General features: G+C 68.1%; 25 protein-coding genes. 20 read left to right on the top strand and 5 right to left on the bottom strand.

Annotated features, from left to right (window positions below; translation table 11 throughout):
* The first annotated feature begins 12 nt into the window (after positions 1 to 12).
* The gene (locus tag GQR91_RS03630; RefSeq protein WP_112381519.1) at positions 13 to 831 is read left to right on the top strand and encodes an arylamine N-acetyltransferase family protein; all 819 of its coding nucleotides are present in this window, start codon (positions 13 to 15) and stop codon (positions 829 to 831) included.
* Between the two features lie 171 nt (positions 832 to 1002).
* On the opposite strand, the gene GQR91_RS03625 is transcribed toward GQR91_RS03630, so the two are convergent.
* Positions 1003 to 1359 (bottom strand): GntR family transcriptional regulator, encoded by a 357-nt coding sequence (locus GQR91_RS03625; protein ID WP_112381518.1) that lies wholly within the window; start codon positions 1357 to 1359, stop codon positions 1003 to 1005.
* A gap of 38 nt (positions 1360 to 1397) precedes the next feature.
* Positions 1398 to 1976, bottom strand: a complete 579-nt coding sequence (locus GQR91_RS03620) for a nitroreductase family protein (RefSeq protein WP_149681200.1) — start codon at positions 1974 to 1976, stop codon at positions 1398 to 1400.
* Positions 1977 to 2111: 135 nt separating this feature from the next.
* Between GQR91_RS03620 and GQR91_RS03615 the strand changes: the two genes are divergently transcribed.
* A complete protein-coding gene (locus tag GQR91_RS03615) occupies positions 2112 to 3707 on the top strand; it encodes a peptide MFS transporter (protein ID WP_112381516.1) in 1596 nt (531 codons plus the stop codon).
* A 39-nt stretch (positions 3708 to 3746) separates the two neighbouring features.
* Here GQR91_RS03615 and GQR91_RS03610 read toward each other — a convergent pair whose 3' ends face one another.
* Both GQR91_RS03610 and GQR91_RS03605 read right to left on the bottom strand, forming a co-directional pair.
* Positions 3747 to 4739 carry an aldo/keto reductase gene (locus GQR91_RS03610; RefSeq protein WP_149681199.1) on the bottom strand — a complete coding sequence of 331 codons (993 nt, stop codon included), beginning with the start codon at positions 4737 to 4739 and terminating at the stop codon, positions 3747 to 3749.
* Positions 4736 to 5983, bottom strand: coding sequence for a dicarboxylate/amino acid:cation symporter (locus GQR91_RS03605; RefSeq protein WP_149681198.1), 1248 nt, complete (start codon positions 5981 to 5983; stop codon positions 4736 to 4738). Before GQR91_RS03605 ends, GQR91_RS03610 begins: the two co-directional genes overlap by 4 nt.
* Positions 5984 to 6058: 75 nt before the next feature.
* Between GQR91_RS03605 and glmM the strand changes: the two genes are divergently transcribed.
* From glmM to GQR91_RS03570, 7 genes are all read left to right on the top strand, one after another.
* Entirely contained in the window at positions 6059 to 7399 is a 1341-nt protein-coding gene (glmM, locus tag GQR91_RS03600) for a phosphoglucosamine mutase (protein ID WP_149681197.1), read from the top strand.
* 48 nt (positions 7400 to 7447) lie between these two features.
* A complete protein-coding gene (thiD, locus tag GQR91_RS03595) occupies positions 7448 to 8233 on the top strand; it encodes a bifunctional hydroxymethylpyrimidine kinase/phosphomethylpyrimidine kinase (protein WP_149681196.1) in 786 nt (261 codons plus the stop codon).
* Positions 8233 to 8841, top strand: coding sequence for a ribonuclease HII (locus GQR91_RS03590; protein ID WP_149681195.1), 609 nt, complete (start codon positions 8233 to 8235; stop codon positions 8839 to 8841). Before thiD ends, GQR91_RS03590 begins: the two co-directional genes overlap by 1 nt.
* A 177-nt stretch (positions 8842 to 9018) precedes the next feature.
* On the top strand, positions 9019 to 10149 hold the full coding sequence (locus GQR91_RS03585; RefSeq protein WP_112381510.1) for a site-specific DNA-methyltransferase: 1131 nt from the start codon (positions 9019 to 9021) through the stop codon (positions 10147 to 10149).
* 204 nt (positions 10150 to 10353) lie between these two features.
* On the top strand, positions 10354 to 10674 hold the full coding sequence (locus GQR91_RS03580) for a hypothetical protein (protein ID WP_149681194.1): 321 nt from the start codon (positions 10354 to 10356) through the stop codon (positions 10672 to 10674).
* Positions 10671 to 11735 (top strand): dihydropteroate synthase, encoded by a 1065-nt coding sequence (gene folP / locus GQR91_RS03575; RefSeq protein WP_149681193.1) that lies wholly within the window; start codon positions 10671 to 10673, stop codon positions 11733 to 11735. Before GQR91_RS03580 ends, folP begins: the two co-directional genes overlap by 4 nt.
* A gap of 68 nt (positions 11736 to 11803) precedes the next feature.
* A complete protein-coding gene (locus GQR91_RS03570) occupies positions 11804 to 12688 on the top strand; it encodes a bestrophin family protein (RefSeq protein ID WP_149681192.1) in 885 nt (294 codons plus the stop codon).
* A gap of 100 nt (positions 12689 to 12788) precedes the next feature.
* Here GQR91_RS03570 and GQR91_RS03565 read toward each other — a convergent pair whose 3' ends face one another.
* Positions 12789 to 14201, bottom strand: a complete 1413-nt coding sequence (locus GQR91_RS03565; protein WP_149681191.1) for a sigma-54-dependent transcriptional regulator — start codon at positions 14199 to 14201, stop codon at positions 12789 to 12791.
* Positions 14202 to 14388: 187 nt separating this feature from the next.
* On the opposite strand from GQR91_RS03565, the gene GQR91_RS03560 reads away from it, so the two are divergent.
* The 11 genes from GQR91_RS03560 to nirD all read left to right on the top strand — a co-directional run bounded on the left by GQR91_RS03560 (position 14389) and on the right by nirD (position 26160).
* A complete protein-coding gene (locus tag GQR91_RS03560) occupies positions 14389 to 14511 on the top strand; it encodes an aa3-type cytochrome c oxidase subunit IV (protein WP_235903855.1) in 123 nt (40 codons plus the stop codon).
* On the top strand, positions 14511 to 15662 hold the full coding sequence (locus GQR91_RS03555) for an NAD(P) transhydrogenase subunit alpha (RefSeq protein ID WP_149681190.1): 1152 nt from the start codon (positions 14511 to 14513) through the stop codon (positions 15660 to 15662). The genes GQR91_RS03560 and GQR91_RS03555 overlap by 1 nt, the downstream gene beginning before the upstream one ends.
* Before the next feature lie 53 nt (positions 15663 to 15715).
* A complete protein-coding gene (locus tag GQR91_RS03550; protein WP_112381504.1) occupies positions 15716 to 16009 on the top strand; it encodes a proton-translocating transhydrogenase family protein in 294 nt (97 codons plus the stop codon).
* Between the two features lie 23 nt (positions 16010 to 16032).
* On the top strand, positions 16033 to 17481 hold the full coding sequence (locus GQR91_RS03545; RefSeq protein WP_149681482.1) for an NAD(P)(+) transhydrogenase (Re/Si-specific) subunit beta: 1449 nt from the start codon (positions 16033 to 16035) through the stop codon (positions 17479 to 17481).
* 121 nt (positions 17482 to 17602) lie between these two features.
* The gene (locus GQR91_RS19875; RefSeq protein ID WP_149681189.1) at positions 17603 to 18541 is read left to right on the top strand and encodes a winged helix DNA-binding protein; all 939 of its coding nucleotides are present in this window, start codon (positions 17603 to 17605) and stop codon (positions 18539 to 18541) included.
* A 285-nt stretch (positions 18542 to 18826) separates the two neighbouring features.
* Positions 18827 to 19024 (top strand): hypothetical protein, encoded by a 198-nt coding sequence (locus GQR91_RS03535; RefSeq protein ID WP_112381502.1) that lies wholly within the window; start codon positions 18827 to 18829, stop codon positions 19022 to 19024.
* Between the two features lie 663 nt (positions 19025 to 19687).
* Positions 19688 to 20269 (top strand): ANTAR domain-containing response regulator, encoded by a 582-nt coding sequence (locus tag GQR91_RS03530; RefSeq protein WP_112381501.1) that lies wholly within the window; start codon positions 19688 to 19690, stop codon positions 20267 to 20269.
* Positions 20266 to 21477, top strand: coding sequence for a CmpA/NrtA family ABC transporter substrate-binding protein (locus tag GQR91_RS03525; RefSeq protein ID WP_149681188.1), 1212 nt, complete (start codon positions 20266 to 20268; stop codon positions 21475 to 21477). Before GQR91_RS03530 ends, GQR91_RS03525 begins: the two co-directional genes overlap by 4 nt.
* Positions 21478 to 22061: 584 nt before the next feature.
* Positions 22062 to 23309, top strand: coding sequence for a nitrate/nitrite transporter (locus GQR91_RS03520; RefSeq protein ID WP_149681187.1), 1248 nt, complete (start codon positions 22062 to 22064; stop codon positions 23307 to 23309).
* A gap of 14 nt (positions 23310 to 23323) precedes the next feature.
* On the top strand, positions 23324 to 25825 hold the full coding sequence (gene nirB / locus GQR91_RS03515) for a nitrite reductase large subunit NirB (protein WP_149681186.1): 2502 nt from the start codon (positions 23324 to 23326) through the stop codon (positions 25823 to 25825).
* The gene (gene nirD / locus GQR91_RS03510; protein WP_112381497.1) at positions 25822 to 26160 is read left to right on the top strand and encodes a nitrite reductase small subunit NirD; all 339 of its coding nucleotides are present in this window, start codon (positions 25822 to 25824) and stop codon (positions 26158 to 26160) included. Before nirB ends, nirD begins: the two co-directional genes overlap by 4 nt.
* Positions 26161 to 26171 lie beyond the last annotated feature (11 nt).

The following is a 26171-nucleotide window of genomic DNA, read 5'->3' as shown; positions in this document are numbered from 1 at the left end:
TACCGGCAGGGCATGTTCGATCTCGACGCTTATCTCGCCCGGATCGGCCTGCCTTCGCGGGTCACGCTCGATGTGGAGGGCCTGGCGCGGTTGCAGCGCGCGCATCGCCTGTCGATCCCGTTCGAAAATCTGGACGTCGTGCTGGGCCGCGCAATCGCCATCGACAGCGACGGCGTGTTCGCCAAGCTGGTGACCGGGGGGCGCGGCGGATATTGTTTCGAGCAGAACCGCCTGTTCCTGGATGCGCTGGCGGCGCTGGGCTTTGCCGCCCGGCCGCTGCTGGCGCGGGTGTGGCTGGGCGCGGGAGAGGTGCCGCCGCTGACCCACACGTTCAGCCTGGTGACGATCGGCGAGCAGGAGTGGATCGCCGACCCCGGTTTTGGCGGCAGCTATGCGCCGCCGCTGCCATTGGTGGAAGGCGCGGAAGGGATCGCGCCCGATGGCGCACGGTTCCGGCTGGTGCGCGACGTGCAGCATGGCTGGATGCTGCTGCGCGACGGCGATGCCGCGACCACCGACGGGCGCGGGGGTGGCGAGGGGTTCCAGCCGCAATACAGCTTCACCACCGAGCGGGTGTGGGATGCCGACCTGGCGATGGGCAATCACTGGGCATCGACCGCGCCGGGCAGCCGGTTCACCAGCCTGCGGATCGCCAGCATCGTGCTGCCGCATGGTTTCGCGTCGTTGACCGACCTGCATTATCGGCGGCGGGCGGGCACCGAGCAGGCCGAAGGGGCGATCACCGACCTGCGCGTGTATCGCATGCGGTTGAGCCTGATGTTCGGGATCAACCTGGGTGCCGACGAAGTGGCGGCGCTGTTTCCGGGGTGAGGTTTAAGGCTCCCTCTCCCCGGCCGGGGAGAGGGAAGGGGCCCGCTGCCGCAAGGCAGTGGGAAGGGTGAGGGGCAGACCAGCAGTGCTGCGCTGCTTGGCGCCCCCTCACCCCCCCATCGCTGCGCGACGGGCCCCTCCCTCTCCCCGAGGGGGAGAGGGCGTGTTGGTTTATGCCCGTTCGCGCTCCATCAGATCATTCAGGTCCAGGCCGAGCAGCGTGATGTGGTCGCGGATGCGGGGCCACTGGGTGTTGACAAAGGTGTCGCGCTCGGCGGCGCGCAGGCGCTCGGCCGCGCCCGCCAGCACGAACATGCCGACGCCGCGCCGGACCTCGACATAGCCGTCGTCCTGAAAGCTCTGATAGGCCTTGGCGACGGTGAGCGGGTTCGCGCCATTCGCGGCGGCGAAGGCGCGGACCGAGGGCAACTGGTCCCCCGTGCGATAGGTGCCGTTGAGGATGCCGGCGGCAATGGTGCCGCGCAGGCGGATATAGACCGGGCTGTCCTCGCCGCTAAGTGCTGTCATGCTGAGTTAATACAGCATGCGAGCGGGTGAGTCGATGGTCAATCACCCCATTGTGAGACGAGGCGTTCCATATCGGGGCGGGGGCGTTCGTCGAGCGGGCGGCCGGGGGTGCCGATGAAGAAGAAGCCGACGATGCGCTCGGGCGCCTGGCCGAAGGCGTCGCGCACCACCGCCGAAAAGGCCGGCCAGCCGGTCAGCCAGCCGGCGCCGTAGCCGAGCGCGTTCGCCGCATGGAGCAGGTTCATGCCGACCGCGCCAGCGGACAGCTCCTGTTCCCACATCGGGATATGGCTGTCGGGCCGGGGGGCGGAGAGCAGCACGACCAGCGTGGGTGCCTGATGCGCGAACTGGTCGAGGGCGGCGATTTCGGTGGCGGACGCCTGCGGGCGCTCGGCACGGTAGGCGGTGGTGATGACCTGCGACAGCCGGGCGCGCTGGTCGTCGCCAACGATGACGAAGCGCCAGGGGGCGAGCTTGCCGTGATCGGGGGTGCGTGCGGCGATCGCCAGCATCTGCGCAAGGCCGGCGGCATCGGGACCGGGGCCGATAAGGTCGCGCGGCTTGGCCGAGCGGCGGGTGGCGAGAAAGGCGAGAGGGTGCGAGCGATCGTTGAGCATGTCACATCCTTACCGATCTACGCACGATGTTTACAGGCGCGGCTTTGCCGGCAGGTTTACAGGCGCGGCTTTGCCGCTAGGGTTCGGGCGTCCGGCGCGTGGGGAGCGTGCCACCTGAATGGAGTGATCGCCCGTATGGCGAGTGCGTATGTGGCCGCAAGCCGCGGCAAGACGTTTCTGGGCCACCCACGCGGCCTGTTCCTGCTGTTCTTCACCGAGATGTGGGAGCGCTTTTCCTATTATGGCATGCGCGCCATCCTGGTCTTCTACCTGACCAAGCATTTCCTGTTCACCGACGAACCCGCCTTCGGCATCTACGCGGCCTATACCTCGCTGGTGTACGTCACGCCGGTGATCGGCGGCTATCTGGCGGATCGCTATCTGGGCGCCAGACGTGCGGTGCTGGCGGGCGGGATATTCATCGCCTTTGGCCATATCCTGATCGCGCTGGTCGAAGGGCCGCAGGGCGCGCAAGGGGGCTATCTCAACGGCTTCTACCTGGCGCTCGCCTCGATCGTGGTGGGCACCGGTTTCCTGAAGGCCAATATCTCGGTGCTGGTCGGGCAGCTTTATGCGCGCGACGACGCCAGGCGCGATCCCGCTTTCTCGATCTTCTACATGGGGATCAATGTCGGCGGTTCGCTGGGGCCGATCGTGTGCGGCGTGCTGGGCGAGACGGTGGGCTGGGCCTGGGGCTTCGGTGCCGCGGGTGTCGGCATGGTGCTGGGCCTGGTCGCGTTCATCTCGCTGAAGCACGAACTGCACGGCGCGGGCGAGGCGCCGTCGCTGCCGGTGCTGAAGGAGCGGGCGGTGCTGGGGCTGAGCCGCGAATGGGCGATCTACGCCGTCGGCATCCTGGCGGTGCTCGGGCTGTGGGTGCTGATCCGCTATCAGGAGGCGGTGGGCACGCTGCTGCTGGTGTTCGCGGCCGGCACGGTGGCGTTCATCCTCTACAAGGCGGTGTTCACGCTGGACAAGGTGGACCGCGACCGCATCTTCGGCGCGCTGTTCCTGATCGCGCTGTGTCCGCTGTTCTGGGCGCTGTTCGAGCAGGCGGGGTCGTCGCTGAACGTCTATACCGACCGGTCGGTGGATCGCACGATCCTGGGCTGGGAGGTGCCGGCATCGGCCTTCCAGTCGGTCAACGGCATCTTCATCATCCTGCTGGCGCCGGTCTTCGCCTGGCTGTGGACGGCGCTTGCCAAGCGGCGGCTGGACCCGAGCGCGCCGCTGAAATTCGGTATCGGCCTGATCGGGGTGGGTGCCGGCTTCCTGGTGCTGGTGGCGGGTGCCGCGGCCTATGCGGGCGCGCCGACGCCGGTGATCTTCATCTTCCTGGTCTATCTGATCCACACCATGGCGGAGCTGTGCTTCTCGCCGGTCGGGCTGGCGGCGATGACGCGGCTGTCGCTGCCCAGCATGACCGGGCTGATGATGGGTACCTGGTTCCTGGCGACGGCGGCGGGCAACTTCATCGCCGGCCTGATCGCGCAGGCGAGCGGCGGCGAGGGGGCCGGACCGGAAAAGGTGCTGGAGGTCTACGGTCGGATCGGCTGGTTCTCGATCGGGGTCGGCGTGGTCGTGCTGGTGATCTCGCCGCTGGTCGCGCGGCTGATGCATCTCGATCTGTTGAAGGAGGATGCCGGGCACGGACTGGCCGGCGAGGACGCGCTGGCCGAGCCGGCGGCGGCGGGGATCGATACGCGGGTGGAGAAGGCGCCGCGGCGGTGAGGCATGGGGGTGGGGCATGGCGCCCCACCCCGCGAACCGTCAGAGCCGGGTCATCGACAGGGCTTTTTCGCCGTAGCGCGGGCCCGCGGTGCCGCCGCGGGGGGCGGCCTCTTCGAGGCGTCGCAGGTCTTCGGCCGAGAGCGTGAGTTCGGCGGCGGCCATCGAATCCTCCATCGTCCGGCGCTGCTTGGCGCCGGGAATAGGGACAATGTCGTTACCTTGTGCGAGCAGCCAGGCGAGCGCGACCTGTGCCGGGCTGGCGCCGTGGGCGTCGGCGATGCTGCGCGCGACATCGACGATCTTCAGGTTCTGCCCAAAATTCTCTTCCGAATAGCGGGGGTCGTTACGGCGATAATCCCCCTCGGGCAGGTCGTCGCGCGTCTTGATCTGGCCGGTCAGGAAGCCGCGGCCGAGCGGGCTGTAGGGCACGAACCCGATGCCGAGTTCGCGCAGGACGGGGAGGATGTCGCCCTCCACATCGCGCTCCCACAGCGAATATTCGGACTGGACCGCGGCGATCGGATGGACGGCGGCGGCGCGGCGGATGGTGTCCGCACCCGCCTCCGACAGGCCGAGGCGGCGGACCTTTCCTTCCTCGACCAGCCGCGCCATCGCGCCCACCGTATCCTCGATGGGCACGTTCGGGTCGACGCGGTGCTGGTAGAAGAGATCGATCGTCTCGACGCCGAGGCGGCGCAGCGAGCCTTCGCAGGCGCGGCGGACATTGTCGGGGGTGGAATCGACCCCGGTCATGCCGTTCTCGTCATAGCGGAAGCCGAATTTGGTCGCGATGACGACGCGGTCGCGCCGGCCGCGGACGGCGCGGCCGAGCAGTTCCTCGTTGACGAGGGGGCCGTAGATTTCGGCGGTGTCGAACAGGGTGACGCCGAGATCGATCGCACGCTGGATCGTCGCGATGCCCTCGTCCACATTCGCCTCGCCATACATGCCGCGACCGATGCCGGCCATCGGCATGCAGCCGAGGCCGAGGGCCGACACCTCGAATTCCGGGCCAAGGCTGCGATATTTCATGGATGTCCCTCATGGTCGGTCGTGCCGCTGAGGTGCGAAACGGTTGCGGTGGCGGCGAGGTCCATGCTGACATTGCCGAGCGTGCGGAAGATGTCCGGAAAGGTCTCGATCGCGATGAGCAGCCCCAATGGTGCGATGGGCACGCCAAGCGCCTGACAGACGGGGGCGATCGAGGCGTAAAAGGTGATCTGCGCCGGCAGGCTGACCGAGCCGAGCGAGACCAGCACGCCGACGAACACCGCCGAGGCGAGCGCGCCGGGAGTGATCGCGATGCCGAACCAGTGGGCGATATAGACGGCGATGCCAATATTCATCGCCGGCTGCGTGCCGCGCAGGATCGCGACCGCGAGCGGCAGCACCATGCCCGCGGTGGACTCCGCAATGCCGAGGCGCCGGGCGCCCTGAAGCATCGCCGGCAGGCTGGCGAGGGAAGATTGCGTGCTGATCGCCACCGCCTGCGCCGGCGCCAGCGCACGGGCGAAGCGGACGATACCGATGCGACCGCCGACCAGCGCCAGGGCATAGGCCATCAGCATGACGAGCACACCGATCGCCGAGACGATCAGGACATAGTGCGCCAGCGCGCCGAAGGCGGCGGTGCCGGCGCGGGCGCCGACGACGAGGGCGAGCGCGAAGACGCCGATGGGGGCGAGGCGGAGGACCCATTCGATCAGGATCAGCATGGCGTCGCGGATCGCGGTGAAGAAGTCGATCAGGCGCGCGCGCGGCGCTTCGTCGAGGCGGGTGATCGCAAAGGCGAAGGCGAGGGTGAAGACGATCAGCGACAGAAAGGCGTTGTTCGCCGCGGCGCTGACCACGTTGGTCGGCACGATCGATGCGATGAACTCGCCCAGCGGTGGCGGCGGCGCGACGGAGGCTGCATCGGTGAGAGCGGCGCGCAAGGCTGCGGCGGCGGCCTGCGGCACCGGGAAGAGGTCGAGGAGGAGGGGGCCGGCGAGGGCGGCCATGGTGCCGGTGGCGGTGACGGTCGCGACGAACAGGATGATCGCGCGTGCCGCGATCCGGCAGGCGCGGGCGGCCTGCGCGGTGGCGGCGACGCCGGTGACGAGGAGCGAGACGACAAGGGGGACGACCGTCATCTGAAGCGCGTTGAGCCACAGCGTGCCCAGCGGTTGGCCGATCGCGACGGCATAACCCGCGGCGACGGGTGAGATGCCGGCGATGGCGACGCCCGAAAGCAGGCCGATGACGAGGCAGAGAAGGATCAGGGGGGCTCGCGACATGCTCGCTCTTTGCAGGATTGGCGGCTAACGCACCGCAACGAGGATCAACCCCTAGCTCCGCGGACGGGAGGCGGCATGGCAAGAAAATATTTCGGCACCGATGGTATTCGCGGGGCGACCAACAGCGGCGCGATGACCGCGGCGATGGCGATGAAGGTCGGCATGGCGGCCGGCGCCTATTTTCTGCGCGGCGACCACCGCCACCGGGTGCTGATCGGCAAGGATACGCGCCTGTCCGGCTATATGCTGGAATCCGCGCTGGTCGCGGGCTTCACCAGCGTCGGCATGGACGTGATCATGGTCGGCCCGCTGCCGACCCCTGCGGTCGCGATGCTGACCCAGTCGATGCGCGCGGATATCGGCGTGATGATCTCCGCCAGTCATAACCCCTTTGCCGACAATGGTTTGAAGCTGTTCGGGCCGGACGGCTACAAGCTGTCGGACGAGGCCGAGGAGGCGATCGAGGCGATGATCGACGGCGAGGTGCCGCTGGTGCCGTCGAGCCAGATCGGGCGGGCGCAGCGCATCGACGACGCGCAAGGGCGCTATATCCATTTCGCCAAGTCGACCTTCCCCGAAAAGCTGCGGCTGGACGGTTTGCGCGTCGTGATCGATTGCGCGAACGGTGCGGCGTACAAGGTGGCGCCGGCGGCGCTTTGGGAACTGGGCGCGGACGTGGTGGCGATCGGCGTCAGCCCCAACGGCACCAACATCAATGCCGGCGTCGGATCGACCGCACCCGCGACGCTGGCCGAGACGGTGGTGGCGAGCGGCGCGGACATCGGCATCGCGCTGGACGGCGATGCGGACCGGCTGATCGTGGTGGACGAACAGGGCCGCGTGGTGGACGGCGACCAGTTGATGGCAACGATCGCCACCAGCTATGCGCGCGCCGGGCGGCTGGCCGGCGGCGGGCTGGTCGCCACGGTGATGTCGAACCTGGGACTGGAGCGGCATCTGGCGGCGCAGGGGCTGGGGCTGGTGCGTACCAAGGTCGGCGACCGGCACGTGCTGGAGGCGATGCGCGCGCGTGGCTTCAACGTCGGCGGCGAGCAGTCCGGGCATATCATCCTGTCCGACTATGCGACCACCGGCGACGGGCTGGTCGCGGCGTTGCAGGTGCTGGCCGAGGTGAAGCGCGCGGGCGCGCCGGCAAGCGAGGTGCTGCACCGGTTCGAGCCGTTGCCGCAGCTGTTGAAGAATGTCCGCTTCGCCGGGGGCAAGCCGCTGGAGGCGGACAGCGTGACGGCGGTGATCGCCGAGGCGGAGGCCGAGTTGCAGGGTCGCGGCCGGCTGGTGATCCGGCCGTCGGGCACCGAACCGGTCATCCGCGTGATGGCCGAAGGCGACGACCGTGCGCAGGTGGAGCGCGTGGTGGACCGGATCTGCGATGCGGTGCGCGTGGCGGCGGGCTGAGACGCCTGCCGCTTGCGGGCGGGATGGGGGAAGGGCATGGCGGGAAACATGATCTCCGCTGCGTCCCTTCCCCGCATCCTCGTCGTCGCCGGGTCCGATTCCGGCGGGGGCGCCGGTATTCAGGCGGATATCAAGACGATCACGATGCTGGGCGGTCATGCGATGACCGCGATCACCGCGATCACCGCACAGAATACGGTCGGCGTGCAGGACGTGCATCCCGTGCCCGCCGACATGGTGGTGCGGCAGATGCGGTCGGTGCTGGACGATCTGGGCGCGGATGCGGTGAAGATCGGGATGATCGGGTCGGCTGCGACCGTGCATGCGGTGGCCGATGTGCTGGAGCCGCTGAACCTGCCGGTCGTGTTCGATCCCGTGATGATCGCGACCAGCGGATCGGTGCTGGCCGATGCCGAGACGATCGCGGCGTTCGCGCGCCTGATGCGCCTTGCCGCGCTGGTGACGCCCAACCTGCCCGAACTGGCGGCGCTGGGCGGCGAGGCGGCGGTGCGCGCAAGCGGCGCGGCGTTGCTGGTAAAGGGCGGGCATGGCGAGGGACCGGTGATCGAGGACCGGCTGGTCGCCGCCGATGGCGCGGAGACGCGCTGGACGCACCCGCGGATCGATACGCGGCATACGCACGGCACGGGGTGCACGCTGGCGAGCGGCATCGCGGCCGGGCTGGCGGCGGGGCTGGCGCTGGACCGGGCGTGCGACCGGGCCATCGCCTTTGTGCAGGCGGCGCTGGCCGCGGCACCGGGGCTGGGCGAGGGGCATGGGCCGATGGGACATGCGCTGGGCACCGTACCCTTTGACGCGGTGGGGCCGCGCTGATGCCCAAGCGCAACCATGATGCGGCGTGGGGGCCACTGGTCGCGGGTGTCGACGAGGCCGGGCGCGGGCCGCTGGCTGGGCCGGTGGTGGCGGCGGCGGTGATCCTGCCGGCCAAGGGCGTGCCGCGCGGGCTGGACGATTCCAAGAAGCTGACGGCCAAGGTGCGCGCCGAGCTGAGTGCGCGGCTGCACGAATGTGCGCGGGTGGGGATCGGCATCGTCGAGCCCGAGGAGATCGACCGGCTGAACATCTATTGGGCGACGATGAAGGCGATGACGCTGGCGGTGGACGCGTTGTGCGCGGATGGCGGCTGCGCGCCCGGCCATGTGCTGGTGGATGGCAACCGCCTGCCGCGCTGGAGCTATGTCGCGACCGCGATCGTCGGTGGCGACGCGAAATCGCCGGCGATCGCCGCGGCGTCGATCGTCGCCAAGCACCGGCGCGACACGATCATGATCGCCGCGTCCGAATCACATCCCGAGTATAACTGGCACTCGAACAAGGGGTACGGGTGCCGCCATCACATGGCGGCGCTGCGCGAATATGGGCCGACGCCGCTGCACCGGCGCAGCTTTGCGCCCGTGGCGCAAGCTTCTCTGCCGCTTTGAGTCCGTAGCGACACACCCCCATCCGTTGGGGTGATGGCCAAAGCCTGACTCAACATGTGGCCCCAAACACCTTTCGTTCTGTCGCGACTCGCGGGAATCCGCCGAGTCGCGTATTGAATCAGCGCTTGACGGATGACTCCGCAAAGGTCGATCTGACCCCAGTTGAAAGGGGTAACCATGGGTTTGGTGCAGGCGATCGCACGGCCGAAGAGGCGCGAAGAGGCCGACGTGCAGGTGCTGCCGCTGGACCAGATCCTGATGGGCGACTGCATCGCGGCGATGCGATCGCTGCCGGCGAAGTCGGTCGACATGATCTTCGCCGACCCGCCCTATAACCTGCAACTGGGTGGCGAGCTGTTCCGCCCCGACGGCAGCCATGTCGATGCGGTGACCGACGATTGGGACAAGTTCGACACCTTCGCCGCCTATGACGCGTTCACCCGCGCCTGGCTGGCCGAGGCGCACCGCATCCTGAAGGATAACGGTACGATCTGGGTGATCGGCAGCTATCACAACATCTTCCGCGTCGGCACCGCGGTGCAGGATCTGGGCTACTGGATCCTGAACGACATCGTGTGGCGCAAGGCCAATCCGATGCCCAATTTCAAGGGCACGCGCTTCACCAACGCGCATGAAACGCTGATCTGGGCGTCGAAGGGCGAGAAGGCGAAATACACCTTCAACTATCGCAGCATGAAGACCCTGAACGACGAGATCCAGATGCGGTCGGACTGGGAGTTTCCGATCTGCGGCGGCGGCGAGCGGTTGAAGCGGGACGGGGTGAAGGTGCACCCGACGCAAAAGCCCGAGGCGCTGATCTACCGCATCCTGCTGGCCTGCACCAAGCCGGGCGATGTGGTGCTCGACCCGTTTTTCGGCACCGGCACAACCGGCGCGGTGGCCAAGCGGCTGGGGCGGCGCTGGATCGGGATCGAGCGCGAGCCGGGCTATTGCGCCGCCGCCGTCGCGCGCATCGCGGCGGCGCTGCCGCTGGACGAAAGCGCGCTGGCGACGATGCAAAGCCCCAAGGCCAAGCCGCGCGTGGCGTTCGGCGTGCTGGTCGAGAATGGCTATCTGGCGGCGGGTACGGTGCTGACCGATCACAAGCGGCGGTTCCGCGTGACGGTGCGTGCGGACGGGTCGCTGCTGAGCGCGTGCGGGCGCGAGGGATCGATCCACCGGCTGGGATCGGCGTTGCAGGAGACGCCGGCGTGCAACGGCTGGACCTTCTGGCATTATGAGGACGGCGACGTGCTGAAGCCGATCGACACGCTGCGCCAGACCTATCTGCTGGCGACGCAGCCATAAGTGCGAGGATTGCGCCGGCGACGTTCGCCGGGCAGTATGACCCGATGCAGTCGAGCATGACCTTGCGAATTACCGGGCGGCGATATGGCGCCGACCGTGATGTCGCGCGCCCGGATCGCCGCCGCACCTAGCGTCGCCTCGCATCCCGGCCGTGATTGCCGAACCTTTGCGGGGCCCAGCGTCAAGCTTCTTCAAAGGTCGCTCATGTCCGTTCCGTTATGCGCCGAGCGCGCGTCCCTGCCTGTCCGTTATCCCGACGATACGCTGCTGACGATCACCGGGCTGACTATCGCCTGCCCCTCCACCTTGCTGCGCGTGCTGGACGCGGTCGTCGTGCTGGGCGGGGTGCCGACCGAGATTCGGGTGCGGCGGGGCCGCGCATCCTTCCGGCTTCATCTGCTGGTGGCGATCCATGTCGGTGGCGAGCGGATGCGCGATCGCCTGGCCGCCATTGTCGGCGTCCGCTGCGTCAGCGTGGCGCGAGGTTTTCATTGTTCGCGCTTTGTGGAAAGCGCAAAACCATGACCAGCCTGCACCTGCGCCCCATCCAGTTCGTCGATACGCCGATCGGCCATGACGGCCGGGTGGCGCGTCTGGCCGGTGGATTGCAGTGGTTTGCCGCCTATGAAGTGCGCGAGGGCGGCGGGCGGCGGGTGGTTCCGGTGGCCGACTTCGCGGCCGAATTGGGCGGCGATGCGCGCGCGGCGAGGCTGCATGCCGCGATCACCGCGCCGCGCGCGCCGCTGGTGCTGGGAACACGGACACTGCGTTTCGACCAGCCGCAGGTCGCCGCGATCCTGAACGTCACGCCGGACAGTTTTTCGGATGGGGGTCGGCATCATGACGATCCGGGGGAAGCGGCGGCCAGCGGGGTGGCGATGGCGGCCGCGGGGGCGGCGCTGATCGATCTGGGCGGCGAATCGACGCGGCCGGGGGCGACCACCGTGTGGGAGGGGGACGAGACCCGGCGCGTCGTGCCGGTGGTGGAGCGGCTGGCGCGTGCGGGTACGCTGGTGTCGATCGACACGCGCAAGGCCGGGGTGATGGAGGCGGCGCTGGGGGCGGGGGCGGGGATCGTCAACGACGTGTCGGCGCTGCTCTGGGACGACCGCGCGCTGGAGGTGGTGGCGAAGAGCGGTGCGCCCGTCATCCTGATGCACTCGCCCGATCCGGAAAAGGGCGGGCATGGCCGCCCCGCATACCGCGACGTGGTGACCGAGGTGTTCGACTGGCTGGAGGCGCGGATCGCGGCGGTGGCGGCGGCGGGCGTCGACCGCGCCCGTATCCTGGTCGATCCCGGCATCGGCTTCGGCAAGTCGCTGGTGGAGAATCTGGCGCTGGTGAACGGGCTGGCGATGCTGCACGGACTGGGATGCCCGATCATGCTGGGGGCCAGCCGCAAGCGGATGATCGGCGCGTTGTCGAACGAAGCGCCGGTGACCGAGCGGCTGGGTGGCAGTGTCGCGCTGGCGCTGAAAGGTGCGGAGCTGGGCGCGCAGCTGATCCGGGTGCATGACGTGGCGGAGACGGTTCAGGCCTTGCGCATCTGGCGGGGTTTGCGCGATCAGGCGCTCGTCGGCGGATAAATCGTCGATAACCTGCATCAATTCGGGGTGGCGTGCGTTGCCCCGGCTTCAGCGAAAGGAAACCGCCCTTGATCGTCGATGCCGTTCCACGCGTACGCGTCATCATCACCGAAGTCTGGCGTCCGCTGCTCGGCCTGTTCGTTTGGGACGTGATCGTAACGGCGGCCTATTATCTGATGCCGATCAAGGCGCCGTCGCTACCGTTGACGCTGTTCGGCTCGGCCTTGGCGCTGTTCCTGGGCTTCCGCACCAATTCGGCCTATGCGCGCTGGTGGGAAGGCCGGGGCCTGTGGGGCCTGATGATCAACGCATCGCGCAACATCGCGCGCTCGACCCGCAACTTCATGCCCGATCCCGAGGCGCGCGACCTGAAGCGGTCGATCGTGCTGCGCCAGATCGCCTATGTGAACGCGCTGCGTTGCCAGTTGCGCAAGCAGCCGGTGGACGAGGCGGTGCTGAAATTCCTGTCGCGGGGCGAGGCGGAGCCGGCGCTGGCCCGCGTCAACACGGCCAACGGCCTGCTCGACGGCACCGGCCGCCGCATCGCGGACGCCAGGGCCAAGGGCTGGATCGACACCATCCAGCAGACGCAGATGGAGGCCGTGCTGGTCGACATCGCGAACGCGCAAGGCGGCATGGAGCGGTTGAAGAACACGCCGCTGCCCAATCAGTACCGGTTCATGCCGACCTTCTTCACGCGGCTGTTCTGCGTGCTGTTGCCGATCGGTCTGGTCGAGACGCTGGGCTTCGCCACGCCGATCGGGTCGACGATCGCGGGCCTGATGTTCCTGGCGACGCTGCAGATCGGCGACGATCTGGTCGATCCGTTTGCGGATACCGTCCACGACCTGCCGCTGAACGCGATGTGCCGCACGATCGAGATCGACCTGCTGCAATCCATCGGCGAGGAAGCGCCCGAGCCGATGAAGCCAGTGCACGGCATTCTCTGGTAAGGGACGGCGCCCGAAGCGTCGGGCGCGCTATCCGGCCCACCACCTCCGTTCGCTCAGCGCGAACGGGGAGGGGGCGCATGCCGGCGGGTGAGCAGTCCGCTCAGGCGGCGTGGTCGATGCCGAGTTCGCCGAGCTTGCGGTACAGCGTCGAGCGGCCGATGCCGAGGCGGCGGGCGACCTCGGTCATGCGGCCGCGATAATGGCTGATGGCGAGGCGGATGACATCGGCCTCGATCTCGTCGAGCGGGCGCAGGTTGCCGTCGGGATGGAACAGGCTGACCCCGCCGCTGGTCACCCCGGACTGGGGCGCGGCGGGGCGGCGTTCGCCCAGGCTGGCGATCTGCGGGAAATCGGCGCGAGTGAGCATGTCGCCTTCGCACACCACCGCGGCGCGGAACAACGCGTTCTGCAACTGGCGGACATTGCCGGGCCAGTCATAGCGTGCGAGCAGCGCCAGCGCGTCATCGGTGATGCCGAGCGCGGGCAGACCGGGTTGCTGGGCGATGCGGGCGAGCAGATGGCGGGTAAGCGCCGGAATGTCGTCGACCCGGTCGCGCAGCGGCGGGATGGTGACCTGTACCGCGTTCAGCCGGTAATAAAGATCCTCGCGAAAGCGTGATGCCTCCACCGCGTCGAGCAGGCGCGCATCGGCCGCCGCGATCACCCGGACATCGACGATGCGCGGGTGGCGACCGCCCATCGCATGAACCTCGCCGGTTTGCAGGAAGTGCATCAGCCGCGCCTGCGCCTCCAGCGGCATTTCGCCGATATCGTCCAGGAACAGCGTGCCGCCATCGGCCTCGATGAACTTGCCGATCTTGCGCGAAAAGGCGCCGGTGAACGCGCCTTCCTCATGCCCGAACAGCTCGCTTTCGACCAGATTGGCGGAAATGGCGCCACAGTCGACGGTGATCATCGGCGTGTTCGCACGCGGGCTGGCGGCGTGCACCGCCTCTGCCACCACCGCCTTGCCGACGCCGCTTTCCCCTTCGAGGAGGACTGGGACGCGGGCGCGCGCCGCCTTGGCCGCGATGGCGAGCGCGGCGCGGAATTCGGGCGCGGCGCCGACGATCTCGTCAAAGGCGAGCAGCGCCGGGATCTTCTCGGTCAGCGGACGAAGCTCGCCGCCGGTGGTCGCGGCGACCGCGGCATCGAGCGCGGCCAGCAGCCGTTCGGGGGCAAGCGGCTTGACCAGAAAGTCGGTGGCGCCGGCCCGCATCGCGTCCACCGCCTGCGTAACCGAACCGTTGGCGGTCAGCATCAGGATCGGCAGCGTCGGGCGATGACGGCGCAATTCGGTGATGAAGGGCGCCGCGTCGGCATCGTCCGACCAGTCCATCAGGATCGCATCGAGCTGCATCCCCTCCTGCGTGCCGAGCGTGGCCAGCGCCATGTCGGCATCGGCCGCGAAGATCGCCCGCCAGCCGCGACGCTGGGCAAGGGCCGCCACCAGCCGGCGCTGGGCCGGCTCGTCGTCGATCAGGAGTAGCAGGCGCTGTCCGTTGCGCGTCATGATCGATCCCGTATCCCGTTGGTGGAGCCCCGAACTAGGGGGCAGCCTTTAAAACCGCCTTAAATCGGGACAGTCTACCCTTAAAAAACGCTTGCGGACGTATGGTACGGATATGTGCCGGGTCTTGAGGCGCGGCGATGGTCTGGTTAAGCTGGCCTTCGGCGACATAAAATAACGGGATGAGGCCATGGCCGGCAACGGAGACATGAAGGCGCACGTCGGGACCTATCATGCGATGATCGGCCTGTTGAAATGGGGTTCGGTGGGTGTGGCGATCCTCGTCGCGCTCGTGATCTGGCTGATCTCCTGATGAACGCCCCCGCCGGGGGCTCCCCGAAGATCGCGGTGCTGCGCGAGCGGGCCGAGGGCGAGACGCGCGTGGCCGCGACGCCCGAGACGGTGAAGAAGCTGATCGCGCTTGGCGCACGCGTGGCGGTCGAAACCGGTGCGGGTGCCGGGGCGACCCTGGCCGACACCGCCTATGCCGAGGCCGGGGCGGAGATCGGCGAGGCCGGGGCGGTGGTCGCGGGTGCGGACATCGTGCTGGGCGTGCAGGGCCCCGATCCGGCGCTGCTGACGGGTGCGGCGCCCGGTGCCTGGGTCGTGGCGGCGCATGATCCGTTCGGCGCGCGGGCGCGGCTGGATGGCTATGGCGCGGCCGGGCTGGAGGCGCTAGCGATGGAGTTCATGCCGCGCATCACGCGCGCGCAGTCGATGGATATCCTGTCGTCCCAGTCGAACCTGGCCGGGTACAAGGCGGTGCTGGAGGCGGCGAACGCCTATGGCCGGGCCTTTCCGATGATGATGACCGCGGCGGGCACGGTGGCGGCGGCGCGCGTGTTCGTGATGGGCGTCGGCGTGGCGGGATTGCAGGCGATCGCCACCGCGCGACGGCTGGGCGCGCAGGTGTCCGCCACCGACGTGCGCGCCGCCACGCGCGAGCAGATCCAGTCGCTGGGCGCGAAACCGATCTTCGTCGAGCAGGTGGCCGGGATCGAGGGCGAGGGCACCGGCGGCTATGCCGGCGAGATGAGCCCGGAATATCAGGCCGCCCAGGCCGAACTGGTGTCGGGCCATATCGCCAAGCAGGATGTGGTCATCACCACCGCGCTGATCCCCGGCCGCCCGGCACCCCGGCTGGTCAGCGATGCGCAGGTGGCGAGCATGCGGGCCGGATCGGTGATCGTCGACCTGGCGGTGGAGCAGGGCGGCAATGTCGAGGGCGCGGTCGCCGGCGAGGTGGTGGTGCGCCATGGCGTGTCGATCATCGGCTATCCGGCCCTGGCGCGGCGCCTGCCGGCGGATGCTTCCGCGCTGTTCTCGCGCAACCTGTTCAATTTCCTGTCCGCCTTCTGGGACAAGGAGGCGGGGCGGCCGGTGCTGCCCGATGGCGACGAGATCGGCGACGCGATCCGCCTGACGCGGGGCGGGCGGGTGGTGCACCCGAGGCTGGTGTCGTGATGCCGCGGCACGGCCCGCCATCTCCCATCGCGCATCGTTCCGGGGAGGAATAGTTGGACTTCATCTCGATCGTGTCGGTGTTCGTGCTGGCCTGTTTCGTCGGCTATTATGTGGTGTGGTCGGTCACGCCGGCGCTGCATACGCCGCTGATGGCGGTGACCAACGCCATTTCGTCAGTCATCATCGTCGGCGCGCTGATTGCGGGCGCGGCCGCCGGGTCGCCGGGGGCCAAATGGCTGGGGCTGGCGGCGGTGGTGCTGGCGAGCATCAACATCTTTGGCGGCTTTGCGGTGACGCAACGGATGCTGGCCATGTACCGCAAGAAGGAAAAGGCGGGCGCGAAGTGAGCGGGCTCGGCATGGGGGGCGGCATGGGCGAACGCGCGGTGCACGACCTGGCAGCCAACCCCTGGGTGTCGCTGGCCTATCTGGTCGCCGGGGTCTGCTTCATCCTGGCGCTGCGTGGCCTGTCCAGTCCGGAAACCAGCCGACAGGGCAACCGGCTGGGCATGATCGGCATGGGGATCGCGGTCGTCACCACGCTGGTGACGCACGAACTGGCCAGCCTGCCCGAGATACTGGCGGCGATCGCGATCGGCGGCGGTATCGGCTTCGTGGTGGCGCGGCGCATCGCGATGACGGCGATGCCGCAACTGGTCGCGGCATTTCACTCGCTGGTGGGTCTTGCGGCGGTACTGGTCGCGGCGGCGGCCTATCTGAACCCGCAGGCGTTCGGCATCGCCGATCTGGTGGTGCCGCTGATCGGACAGCCCTTTGCCGTCATCCATCCGGTCAGCCGGATCGAGATGGGGCTGGGCGTGGCGATCGGTGCGATCACCTTTTCGGGCTCGATCATCGCCTTCCTCAAGCTGAACGGCAATATGGGCGGCAAGCCGATCCTGCTGCCCGGCCGGCACGTCATCAACCTGGCGCTGCTGGGCGGGACCCTGGCGCTGATCGCGACCTTTGTCGGCAACCAGAGCCCGTGGATCTTCTGGACGATCACCGCGCTGTCGTTCGTGCTGGGCTTCCTGCTGATCGTGCCGATCGGCGGCGCGGACATGCCGGTGGTGGTGTCGATGCTGAACAGCTATTCGGGCTGGGCGGCGGCCGCGATGGGCTTCACACTGCACAACACCGCGATGATCGTGACGGGCGCGCTGGTCGGGTCGTCGGGCGCGATCCTGTCGTACATCATGTGCCGGGCGATGAACCGCAGCTTCCTCAGCGTGATCGCGGGCGGCTTTGGCGCGACGGCCGCGAGCGGCGGCGATGCGGGCGCGATCGACCGGCCGTGGAAGCGGGGCAGCGCGGAGGATGCGGCCTTCCTGATGGCCCAGGCGGAGCAGGTCATCATCGTGCCCGGATACGGCATGGCGGTGGCGCAGGCGCAGCACGCGCTGCGCGAGATGGGCGATCTGCTGAAAAAGGAGGGGGTGCGCGTCAAATATGCAATCCACCCCGTCGCGGGCCGCATGCCGGGGCATATGAACGTGCTGCTGGCCGAGGCGAACGTGCCCTATGACGAAGTGTTCGAACTGGAGGACATCAACGCCGAGTTCGCGCAGACCGACGTCGCCTTCGTGATCGGTGCGAACGACGTGACCAATCCGGCGGCCAAGACGGACAGGACCTCGCCCATCTACGGCATGCCGGTGCTGGACGTGGAGCGGGCCAAGACGGTGCTGTTCGTGAAGCGGTCGATGGGCGGCGTCGGCTATGCCGGTGTGGACAACGAGGTCTTCTACCGCGACAATACGATGATGCTGCTGGCCGATGCCAAGAAGATGGTTGAGGAGATCGTCAAGGCGCTGGGATAGCAGCGGCACGGACGCGGCATCGTCTCCCGGATGCCAGCGACCGTCAGGCGATGCGCCGGCCCGCGGATCCATGCGGCGGCGTGGGCGAAGGCGCGCGTTTGCGTGGTCGAGCGGGGGTGACGTGCAGGACGAGATGGGGTTTGGCGGCGGGTTTGCCGTGGTGGTGGTGGGCGCGGGTGCGCGCGGGCATGAGATCGAGGAGGCGATCGGGCTGGCGGGCGGGCGGATGCTGCGGCGGATCGCGTGGGAGGCGATGCCGGCCGAGCTGATGCGGCAGGTGGCGCAGCCGGTGCTGGTCGCCGATGCCCGCGGGGTGGGCGAGGACCTGCTGGCCGCGATGCTGCCGCGGCTGGAGGCGACCGCGGCGGCGCTGGACCTGCCGGTGATCGTCTGCCTGGATGTGGCCGAGATCGACGTGGTTGCCGCCGCGCTGCTGGGCGTGCAGGCGCAGTTGCTGTGCGGGCCGAGCGTCGCCGACCTGATCGGCGCGCTGGTGCTGGCGCGCGGATCGGGATCGACGCCGATGCTCAATGCCTATGCGCGCGAGGGCGAAGGCGAGCGGCTGCGGCGCCTGAATGCCGAAGTGGCACGGATCGCCCAGGCGCTGGCCGAGCTTGCCCGGCGCGAGGCGGATGCGCCGGCCGGCGGGGCGGCGGACGTGGAGGATCGCCACAGCGCCTTTCGGGCGGAGCCGGCACGTCCTGCGCCGCGGGCCGATCCGGGGGACGCGGGGGCGGTGCGCGCGATCATCCGGCGGCGGCGGATGCGGGATGCGCTGTTCCCTGGCAATCTGTTCGAAGACCCGGCCTGGGACATGCTGCTGGACCTGTATGCGGCGCGACTCGAGGGGCGGCGCGTGTCGGTATCGAGCCTGTGCATCGCCGCTGCGGTGGCGCCGACCACGGCACTGCGCTGGATCGGCAAGCTGACCGAGGCCGGATTGTTCGTGCGCAAGCCCGATCCTGCGGACCGGCGGCGCGCGTTCATGGCGTTGTCCGACGCGGCGGCGGCGAAGATGCACGATTATCTGGCCGCCGCCAACGGGTCCGATCCGGTCTGATCCCCCCTCCCACGCCGACGAATGACTTGGAGGTGGCTTTGTCGGGGCGGTGACAAGCATGATGTAAACACAACATCACCGCGTCTGTTCTTGTCCAATGTTGTTGTTGAGAGTGTATCGCAGCCATAGTTCTTCTGCTGCAAATTCTTATCAAGAAGAAAGGCTGTGATAGTCATTATCAACTACCATGATAATGGATCGCAACTGTTGATTTTGCTTGTTGCAGGGAACGAAACGGGCGTAACGATCATTTCAGCAACAACGACATCGAGACAGGAGCTTATCATGCCGCTCACCACTGCCGGCGCCGCAGCCTGCGCCAAGTGCAAGTTCTTCGACACCGACTCCGCCCGTTCGGACGCGTCGCTGGGCCTGTGCCGCTACAACCCGCCGATCAGCCAGCCGAGCGGTGAAGCCGCTGGCGTCTGGCCGAAGGTGGAAGCCAGCGACTGGTGCGGTCACTTCGAGGCGGTCGCCGCCTGAACGGCGCGATTACGCTGAAATGATCGACGGATGACGCCGGTCGCGACTTTGGTCGCGGCCGGCGTTGTCGTGTCTGGGGGGCTGACCGGAAATAATGTGGCGGTGTTGCCATGCCGGGGGGGGGGGCAGGAACACCGTGTTCGCGGGATTCTCGTCGGGGCGCCCACCACAACCCGGCATCGGGACAATCCGCATATCGTCGCAGGAACTTGAACAGCGAGGGATGGGGCTTCATGCCCTGCATCCGGACCCGCCCTGCAACGCCGCGTCCGGGGCCGGAACCCAGAGCCTGATGACAATTGTAACCGTTCGCGGCGAATAGAGATTGCGTAGTTCCGCAGGACCGGATCGAAGTGAGCCGGTGAACATGCTGGACTCATCGTATCGAGCTACCGTCCCACGTGCCAACGTGTCTCTCGATACACCGTCTCGATACGCGGCTTTGCCGCTACTCGACGGCTACTCGAGACGAACGGATAAGGGATCGGTCCGATGTCATCGCGGGCTGACGGATCGGCGATCGGATCATCTCTGCGTCCTCCGCGCCTCCGCGCGAGCATCATTCTTCGCGTCTTCGCGTCTTCGCGTGAAACCACGTAATCTGCATTTACGAAACACGGCCCGGCCTTGCCGATCATGCTGCGGGGCAGCATAAACGGCACCATGCGGATCGCGATCATCGATACCAGTACGACTCGCGCCGCGATCATTTCCGATGGCCTGCGCGAGGCGGGGCTGACCGATCTGGCGGTGATCGATCCGCGCGGGCCGCTGGTGGCGCAGGTGGAGGCGGCCCGGCCCGAGGTGGTGCTGATCAACCTGGAAAATCCCAGCCGCGATATGCTGGAGGATTTTTTCGCCATGTCGCGCGCGCTGGCGCGGCCGATCGCGATGTTCGTCGACCAATCCGATGCGGAGGCGACGATGGCGGCGGTGGATGCGGGCGTGTCGGCCTATATCGTCGACGGGCTGGCCAAGGCGCGGATCAAGCCGATCCTGGATCTGGCGGTGCGGCGGTTCCAGGCATTCTCGCGATTGCAGGACGAGTTGGCCGAGGCGAAGAGCGCGCTGGCCGACCGTGCCGCGATCGACAAGGCCAAGGCGATCCTGATGAAGCGGCGCGGGATCGACGAGCCGGCGGCCTATGCGCTGCTGCGTGGGCATGCCATGTCGTCCAACCGGCGCATCGCCGAGGTGGCGGATGCGATCATCACCTCCGACGCGCTGATGGGAGAGTTGCCGTGACGCTGACGCCCGTGCGCATCGGGTTCCTGCCGCTGGTCGATGCCGCACTGCCCATTCTGGCGCGCGAGCGGGGCTTTGCCGAGGCGGAAGGCCTGGCGATCGATCTGGTCCGCGATGCGACCTGGGCGGCGGTGCGCGACCGCTTGCTTTACGGACATAGCGATGCGGCGCATCTGGTCGCGCCGCTCGCCATCGCGACGGCGCTGGGGCGGGACCGGCCGGCGGTGCCGATGGCGGTGCCGTTCGTCCTGGGGCTGAACGGCAATGCGGTGACCTTTTCCACCCGGCTGGCGGAGGAAGTGGAGCTGGGCGACACGCTGGGCGATCCACACGCGATCGGCGCGGCGTTGAAGGTGGTGGCGTTGAAGGTGGCGGGGGGGACGCGGCGACTGCGCTTCGGCGTGGTGCATCGCCATTCCAGTCACAACTACATGCTGCGCTATTGGCTGGCGGGGGTCGGCATCCGGCCGGATACGGATGTGGACATCGTGGTGACCAGCCCGTTGTTCGCCGCCGATGCGCTGGCGGCGGGGGATGTGGACGGCATCTGCGTCGGCGAGCCGTGGAATTCGATCGCGGTGGATCGCGGAGTCGGGCGGATCGCGCTCGCGACGGCGCAGATCTGGCGGCGGGGCGTGGAAAAGGTGCTGGCGATGCGCGCCGATACCGCCGAGCGCGATCCCGACAGGGTGGCGCGGCTGATCCGCGCGCTGCACGGAGCGGCCGAATATTTCGTGCGCGCCGACACGGTGGAAGACACCGCCGCGCTGCTGGCGCAACCGCGCTATCTGGATGCGCCGGCCGATGCGGTGCTGCGCGCGATCACCGATCGCATCCGTCTGTCGCCGGGGGCCGAGCCGGTGCGGTACCCCGACTTCATGTTCCAGCACCGGGAGGCGGCTAACTTCCCGTGGCGCAGCCAGGCGGCGTGGCTCTACAGCCAGATGGTGCGGTGGGAGGGCATCGCGTTCGATGAGGGCGATGCGGCGGTGGCGGCGGGGACGTTCCGGCCGGATCTGTACCGTGCGGCGCTGGCCGGGTCGGGGGCGGTGTTGCCCGGGGCAAGCTCCAAGCTGGAGGGGGCGCTGGCCGAGCCGATCGGGGCGGGCGCGACGCAGGGGCGGTTGATGCTGGGGCGGGACGGCTTCTTTGACGGGCGGGCGTTCGATCCCGACGATGTGGCGGGGTATTTGCGTTCGTTGCCCTGATCGGTCAGCATTGAGGATTTTTGTTCGCGCGGAGGCGCGGAGGACGCGGAGATCATCGTCCAGCCGCTGCGGCTCGCACGTAGCGGGGGTTTGAGTGGGAGCGCGAAGGATGCCTCCTGCGCAACACCCCTGCGTTCTCCGCGCCTCCGCGTAAACATCGTTTCTTCCCTTTTGCGGTTCGGCGCTTGCGAGGCTGTGAACTTCACTTTGATCCGTTCGTGCTCAACCTGTCTCTCGATACGCCGTCTCGGTACGCGGTTTTGCCGCTACTCGACGGCTACTCGAGACGAACGGATAAAGGTTCGACCTTAGCGGCGTTTCATTCTCCGGAAGCGGGACGGCAATGCTGCGACTGCGAAAGGGACTTGCGCTGCCTCGGCGAATCAGGCACCTTCCTGTCGTCCGGCAATGGCGTCGGGCACGAAATTACCACGCGATGTCGCCTCCAGCGTCGGGGGCGCCGCGTGACGGTGGATACGGCATGAGGCCGGTCCACCCTACGGCAACGAAGCCGCCAGGATGCGCCAGCGATGGCCGCCGTCCTGGCGGCTTTTTCTTTGTCCTCGGCACAAGGGGAAGCGCGCATGGCGACGGCATATTGGAAGGACGATCAGGCAAGGCAGGCAGCGGGGGCCGGCGGCTTCTGGGCCAGTGGGCACACGCCGACGCTGATCGCGGCGTTCCTGTATTTCGATCTGGCGTTCATGGTCTGGGTGTTGCTGGGGCCGTTGGCGCCGGAGATTGCGCGGTCGTTGATGCTGACGCCGGCCGAGAAGGGGCTGATGGTGGCGACGCCGACGCTGGCGGGGGCGATCCTGCGGGTGGTGAACGGCCTGTTGGTCGACCGGATCGGGCCGAAGCGGGCGGGCGCGATCAGCCAGGTGATCGTGATCGTCGGGCTGGCAGTGGCCTGGGCCTTTGGCGTGACGAGCTTTGCCGGCACGCTGGCGTTGGGCGTGGTGCTGGGTTTTGCGGGTGCGAGCTTCGCCATCGCCTTGCCGCTGGCCAGCCGCTGGTATCCGCCCGAGCATCAGGGCAAGGCGATGGGGCTGGCGGGCATGGGCAATTCGGGCACGGTGCTGGCCGCGCTGTTCGCGCCCGCGCTGGCCGAGCTGTTCGGCTGGAACGCGGTGCTGGGCCTTGCCTGCATCCCGCTGTCGATCGTGCTGGTCGTCTATCTGCTGATGGCCCGGGATGCGCCGAACGCACCGCCGCCCCGCAGCCTGGTCGAATATATGAGCCCGTTGCGGCAGGCCGATGCGTGGTGGCTGATGGGCTTCTACGCGGTGACGTTCGGCGGGTTCGTGGGACTGGCCGCCAGCCTGCCGATCTACTTCACCGACGCGTTCGGGTTGAGCACGGTGCAGGCTGGCTATGCGACCGCGGGGTGCGTGTTCGCTGGGTCGCTGGTGCGGCCGATGGGCGGGGCGATGGCCGATGCGATCGGCGGCGTGAAGGCGCTGACCGGGGTGTTCGCGGTGGCCGCGCTGGCGCTGGTCGGCGTGGCGCTGGCGGGCAGCTTTACCGCGGCGCTGGCCTGTTTCGTGCTGGGGATGCTGGCGCTGGGCACGGGCAACGGCGCGGTCTTCCAACTGGTGCCGCAGCGCTTTGCCGCGGAGATCGGGGTGATGACCGGGCTGGTCGGCATGGCGGGCGGGGTGGGCGGTTTCTACCTCGCCTCGTCGCTGGGGCTGGCCAAGCAGATGACGGGCAGTTTCGCCCCCGGCTTCCTGATCTTTGCCGCGCTTGCGGTGGCGGCGCTCGCCGGGCTGACGCTGGTCAAGCGCGGATGGCGGGCGAGCTGGGGCACCGCCGCCGGCGTGCGGATCTGACCGACTTTTCGAGGATGGATGCTATGGAATATTCTCCTGTAGTGGCCGCGCCCACCGAATTGCGCGAACGTCTTGTCGTCATTGGCAACGGCATGGCTGGGTGCCGGGCGGTCGAGGAAGTGCTGGCGCGCGATCCGGACCGGTACCGGGTGACGATCTTCGGCGCCGAGCCGCTGGTGAACTATAACCGGATCATGCTGTCTCCGGTGTTGGCGGGCGAGAAGACGTTCGACGAGATTGTCATCAACGGGACCGACTGGTACGCGGATAACGGCATCACACTGATATCGGGCGACCCCGTCACCGCGATCGATCGGGAGGCGCGCACCGTGACCTCGCGAGGCGGCGTGACGGTGGATTATGACCGGTTGCTGATCGCGACCGGATCGGACCCCTTCATCATCCCGGTGCCGGGCCGCGACCTGCCCGGCGTCATCAGCTTCCGCGACATGAAGGATGTGGATCACATGCTGGCGGCCGCTGCGCGCGGCGGCAGTGCGGTGGTGATCGGCGGGGGCTTGCTGGGGCTGGAGGCGGCGCACGGCTTGTCCCTGCGTGGCATGCAGGTGACGGTGCTGCACATCATGCCGACGCTGATGGAGCGGCAGCTGGACGAGGCGGCGGGTTGGCTGCTGAAGCAGGCGCTGGAGGCGCGCGGGCAGGTGGTGCTGACGGGGGCGGATACCGCCGCGATCCTGGGCGATACCCATGTTACCGGCGTCGCGCTGAAGGACGGGACGGAGATCGCGGCCGACCTCGTCGTCATGGCCGTGGGCATTCGGCCGTGCACCGCGCTGGCCCACGAGGCGGGGTTGGACGTGGGTCGTGGGATCCGGGTGGACGACCATATGGTCACATCCGACCCCCGCGTGCTGGCGGTGGGCGAATGCGTCGAGCATGACGGGCAGGTCTATGGCCTGGTCGCGCCCTTGTGGGACATGTGCCGGGCGCTGGCCGACGGGTTGACCGATGCGCATAGCGGCTATCGGCCGTCCGCGACCTCCACCAAGCTGAAGGTGGCCGGGCTGGACGTGTTCTCCGCGGGCGATTTCTCGGGCGGCGACGGGGCGGAGGACATCGTCCTGCGCGATGCGGCGCGCGGTATCTACAAGCGCGTCGTGGTGCGCGACGATCGCATCGTCGGCGCGGTGCTGTACGGCGATACCGCGGACGGGAACTGGTATTTCGACCTGTTGAAGCGGCAAGAGGATGTGGCCGACATCCGCGACGCGCTGATCTTCGGCCAGGCCTTCGCCTCGGGAGGGGGCCAGGCGGACCCTAAGGCGGCCGTTGCGGCGCTTTCCGACGATGCGGAAATCTGCGGCTGCAACGGCGTGACCAAGGGCAAGGTGGTGGCCTGCATCGCGGCCGGTGCGCACAGCGTGGATGCGGTGCGCGGCACCTGCAAGGCGTCGGCAAGCTGCGGATCGTGCACCAACATCGTCGAAAGCCTGCTCGCGCTGACGCTCGGCGAGGGCGCGGTCGAGGCGGGGCCGAAGACCATGTGCAAATGCACCAGCTTCGGCCATGACGATGTGCGGCGCGAGATCGTGGCGCAAGGCATGCGATCGATCCCCGAGGTGATGCACAAGCTGCACTGGTCGACGCCCGATGGCTGTTCGTCGTGCCGGCCGGCGCTGAACTATTATCTGCTCTGTGCGCTGCCGGGTGAATATAAGGACGACCAGCAGAGCCGCTTCGTCAACGAGCGGATGCACGCCAACATCCAGAAGGATGGCACCTATTCGGTGGTGCCGCGCATGTGGGGCGGGCTGACCAACCCCCGCGAGCTGCGCGCGATCGCCGATGTCGTGGAGAAGTACGACGCGCCGATGGTCAAGGTGACCGGCGGGCAGCGGCTCGACATCTTCGGGATCAAGAAGGAGGACCTGCCCGCGGTGTGGGCGGACCTGAATGCGGCGGGGATGGTTTCGGGCCATGCCTATGGCAAGTCGCTGCGCACGGTGAAGACCTGTGTGGGCAGCGAATGGTGCCGGTTCGGCACGCAGGATTCGACCGGCTTCGGCGTGAAGATCGAGCGAGCGACCTGGGGGTCGTGGATGCCGCACAAGTTCAAGATCGCGGTGTCGGGATGCCCGCGCAACTGCGCCGAGGCGACGATCAAGGACTTCGGCGTGGTGTGCGTCGACAGCGGTTACGAATGCCATGTCGGCGGCAATGGCGGGATCAAGGTGCGCGCCACCGACCTGCTGTGCAAGGTCGCGACGGAAGCCGAGGCGATGGAGATGTGCGCCGCCTTTATCCAGCTCTACCGCGAGGAGGCACGCTATCTGGAGCGGACCGCGCCGTGGATCGAACGGGTGGGCCTTGCCTATGTCCAGTCGCGGCTGCTGCCCGATGCAGGCGCGCGCGGCGAACTGGCGGCGCGGTTCTTCTACTCGCAGAGCTTTTCGCAGGACGATCCCTGGGCCGCGCGCGTCGAGGGGGCCGAGCGCGAGATCCATGCGCCGATGGCGCGCTTCACCCCCGTTCCCGTGCTGGAGGAAATGGCATGATTGGCGAATGGCTCGATATCGGCTGGGTCGACGAGATTCCGGTGCGGGGAAGCCGCACCGTGCAGGTGGAGGGCGGCGACGACATCGCGGTGTTCCGCACCAGCGAGGGCAAGGTCTTCGCGCTGCTCGACCGGTGTCCGCACAAGCATGGGCGGCTCTCCCAGGGCATCGTGCATGGCGGGGCGGTGGCGTGTCCGTTGCACAACTGGCGGATTTCGCTGGTGACCGGCGAGGCGCTGGGCGAGGACCGGGGGTGTACGCCGGTCGTGCCGGTGAAGGTTTCCGGGGGGCGGGTTTTGATCTGTCGGGCCGCTACGTTGAAGGCGGCGGCGTGAGCAACCGCCTT

The sequence above is a fragment of the Sphingomonas carotinifaciens genome, from assembly GCF_009789535.1.
In the GTDB taxonomy this organism is placed as follows: Bacteria; Pseudomonadota; Alphaproteobacteria; order Sphingomonadales; family Sphingomonadaceae; genus Sphingomonas; species Sphingomonas carotinifaciens.
Note: the sequence above shows the minus strand (reverse complement) of the source record. Positions and strands in the feature narration are given on the sequence as shown.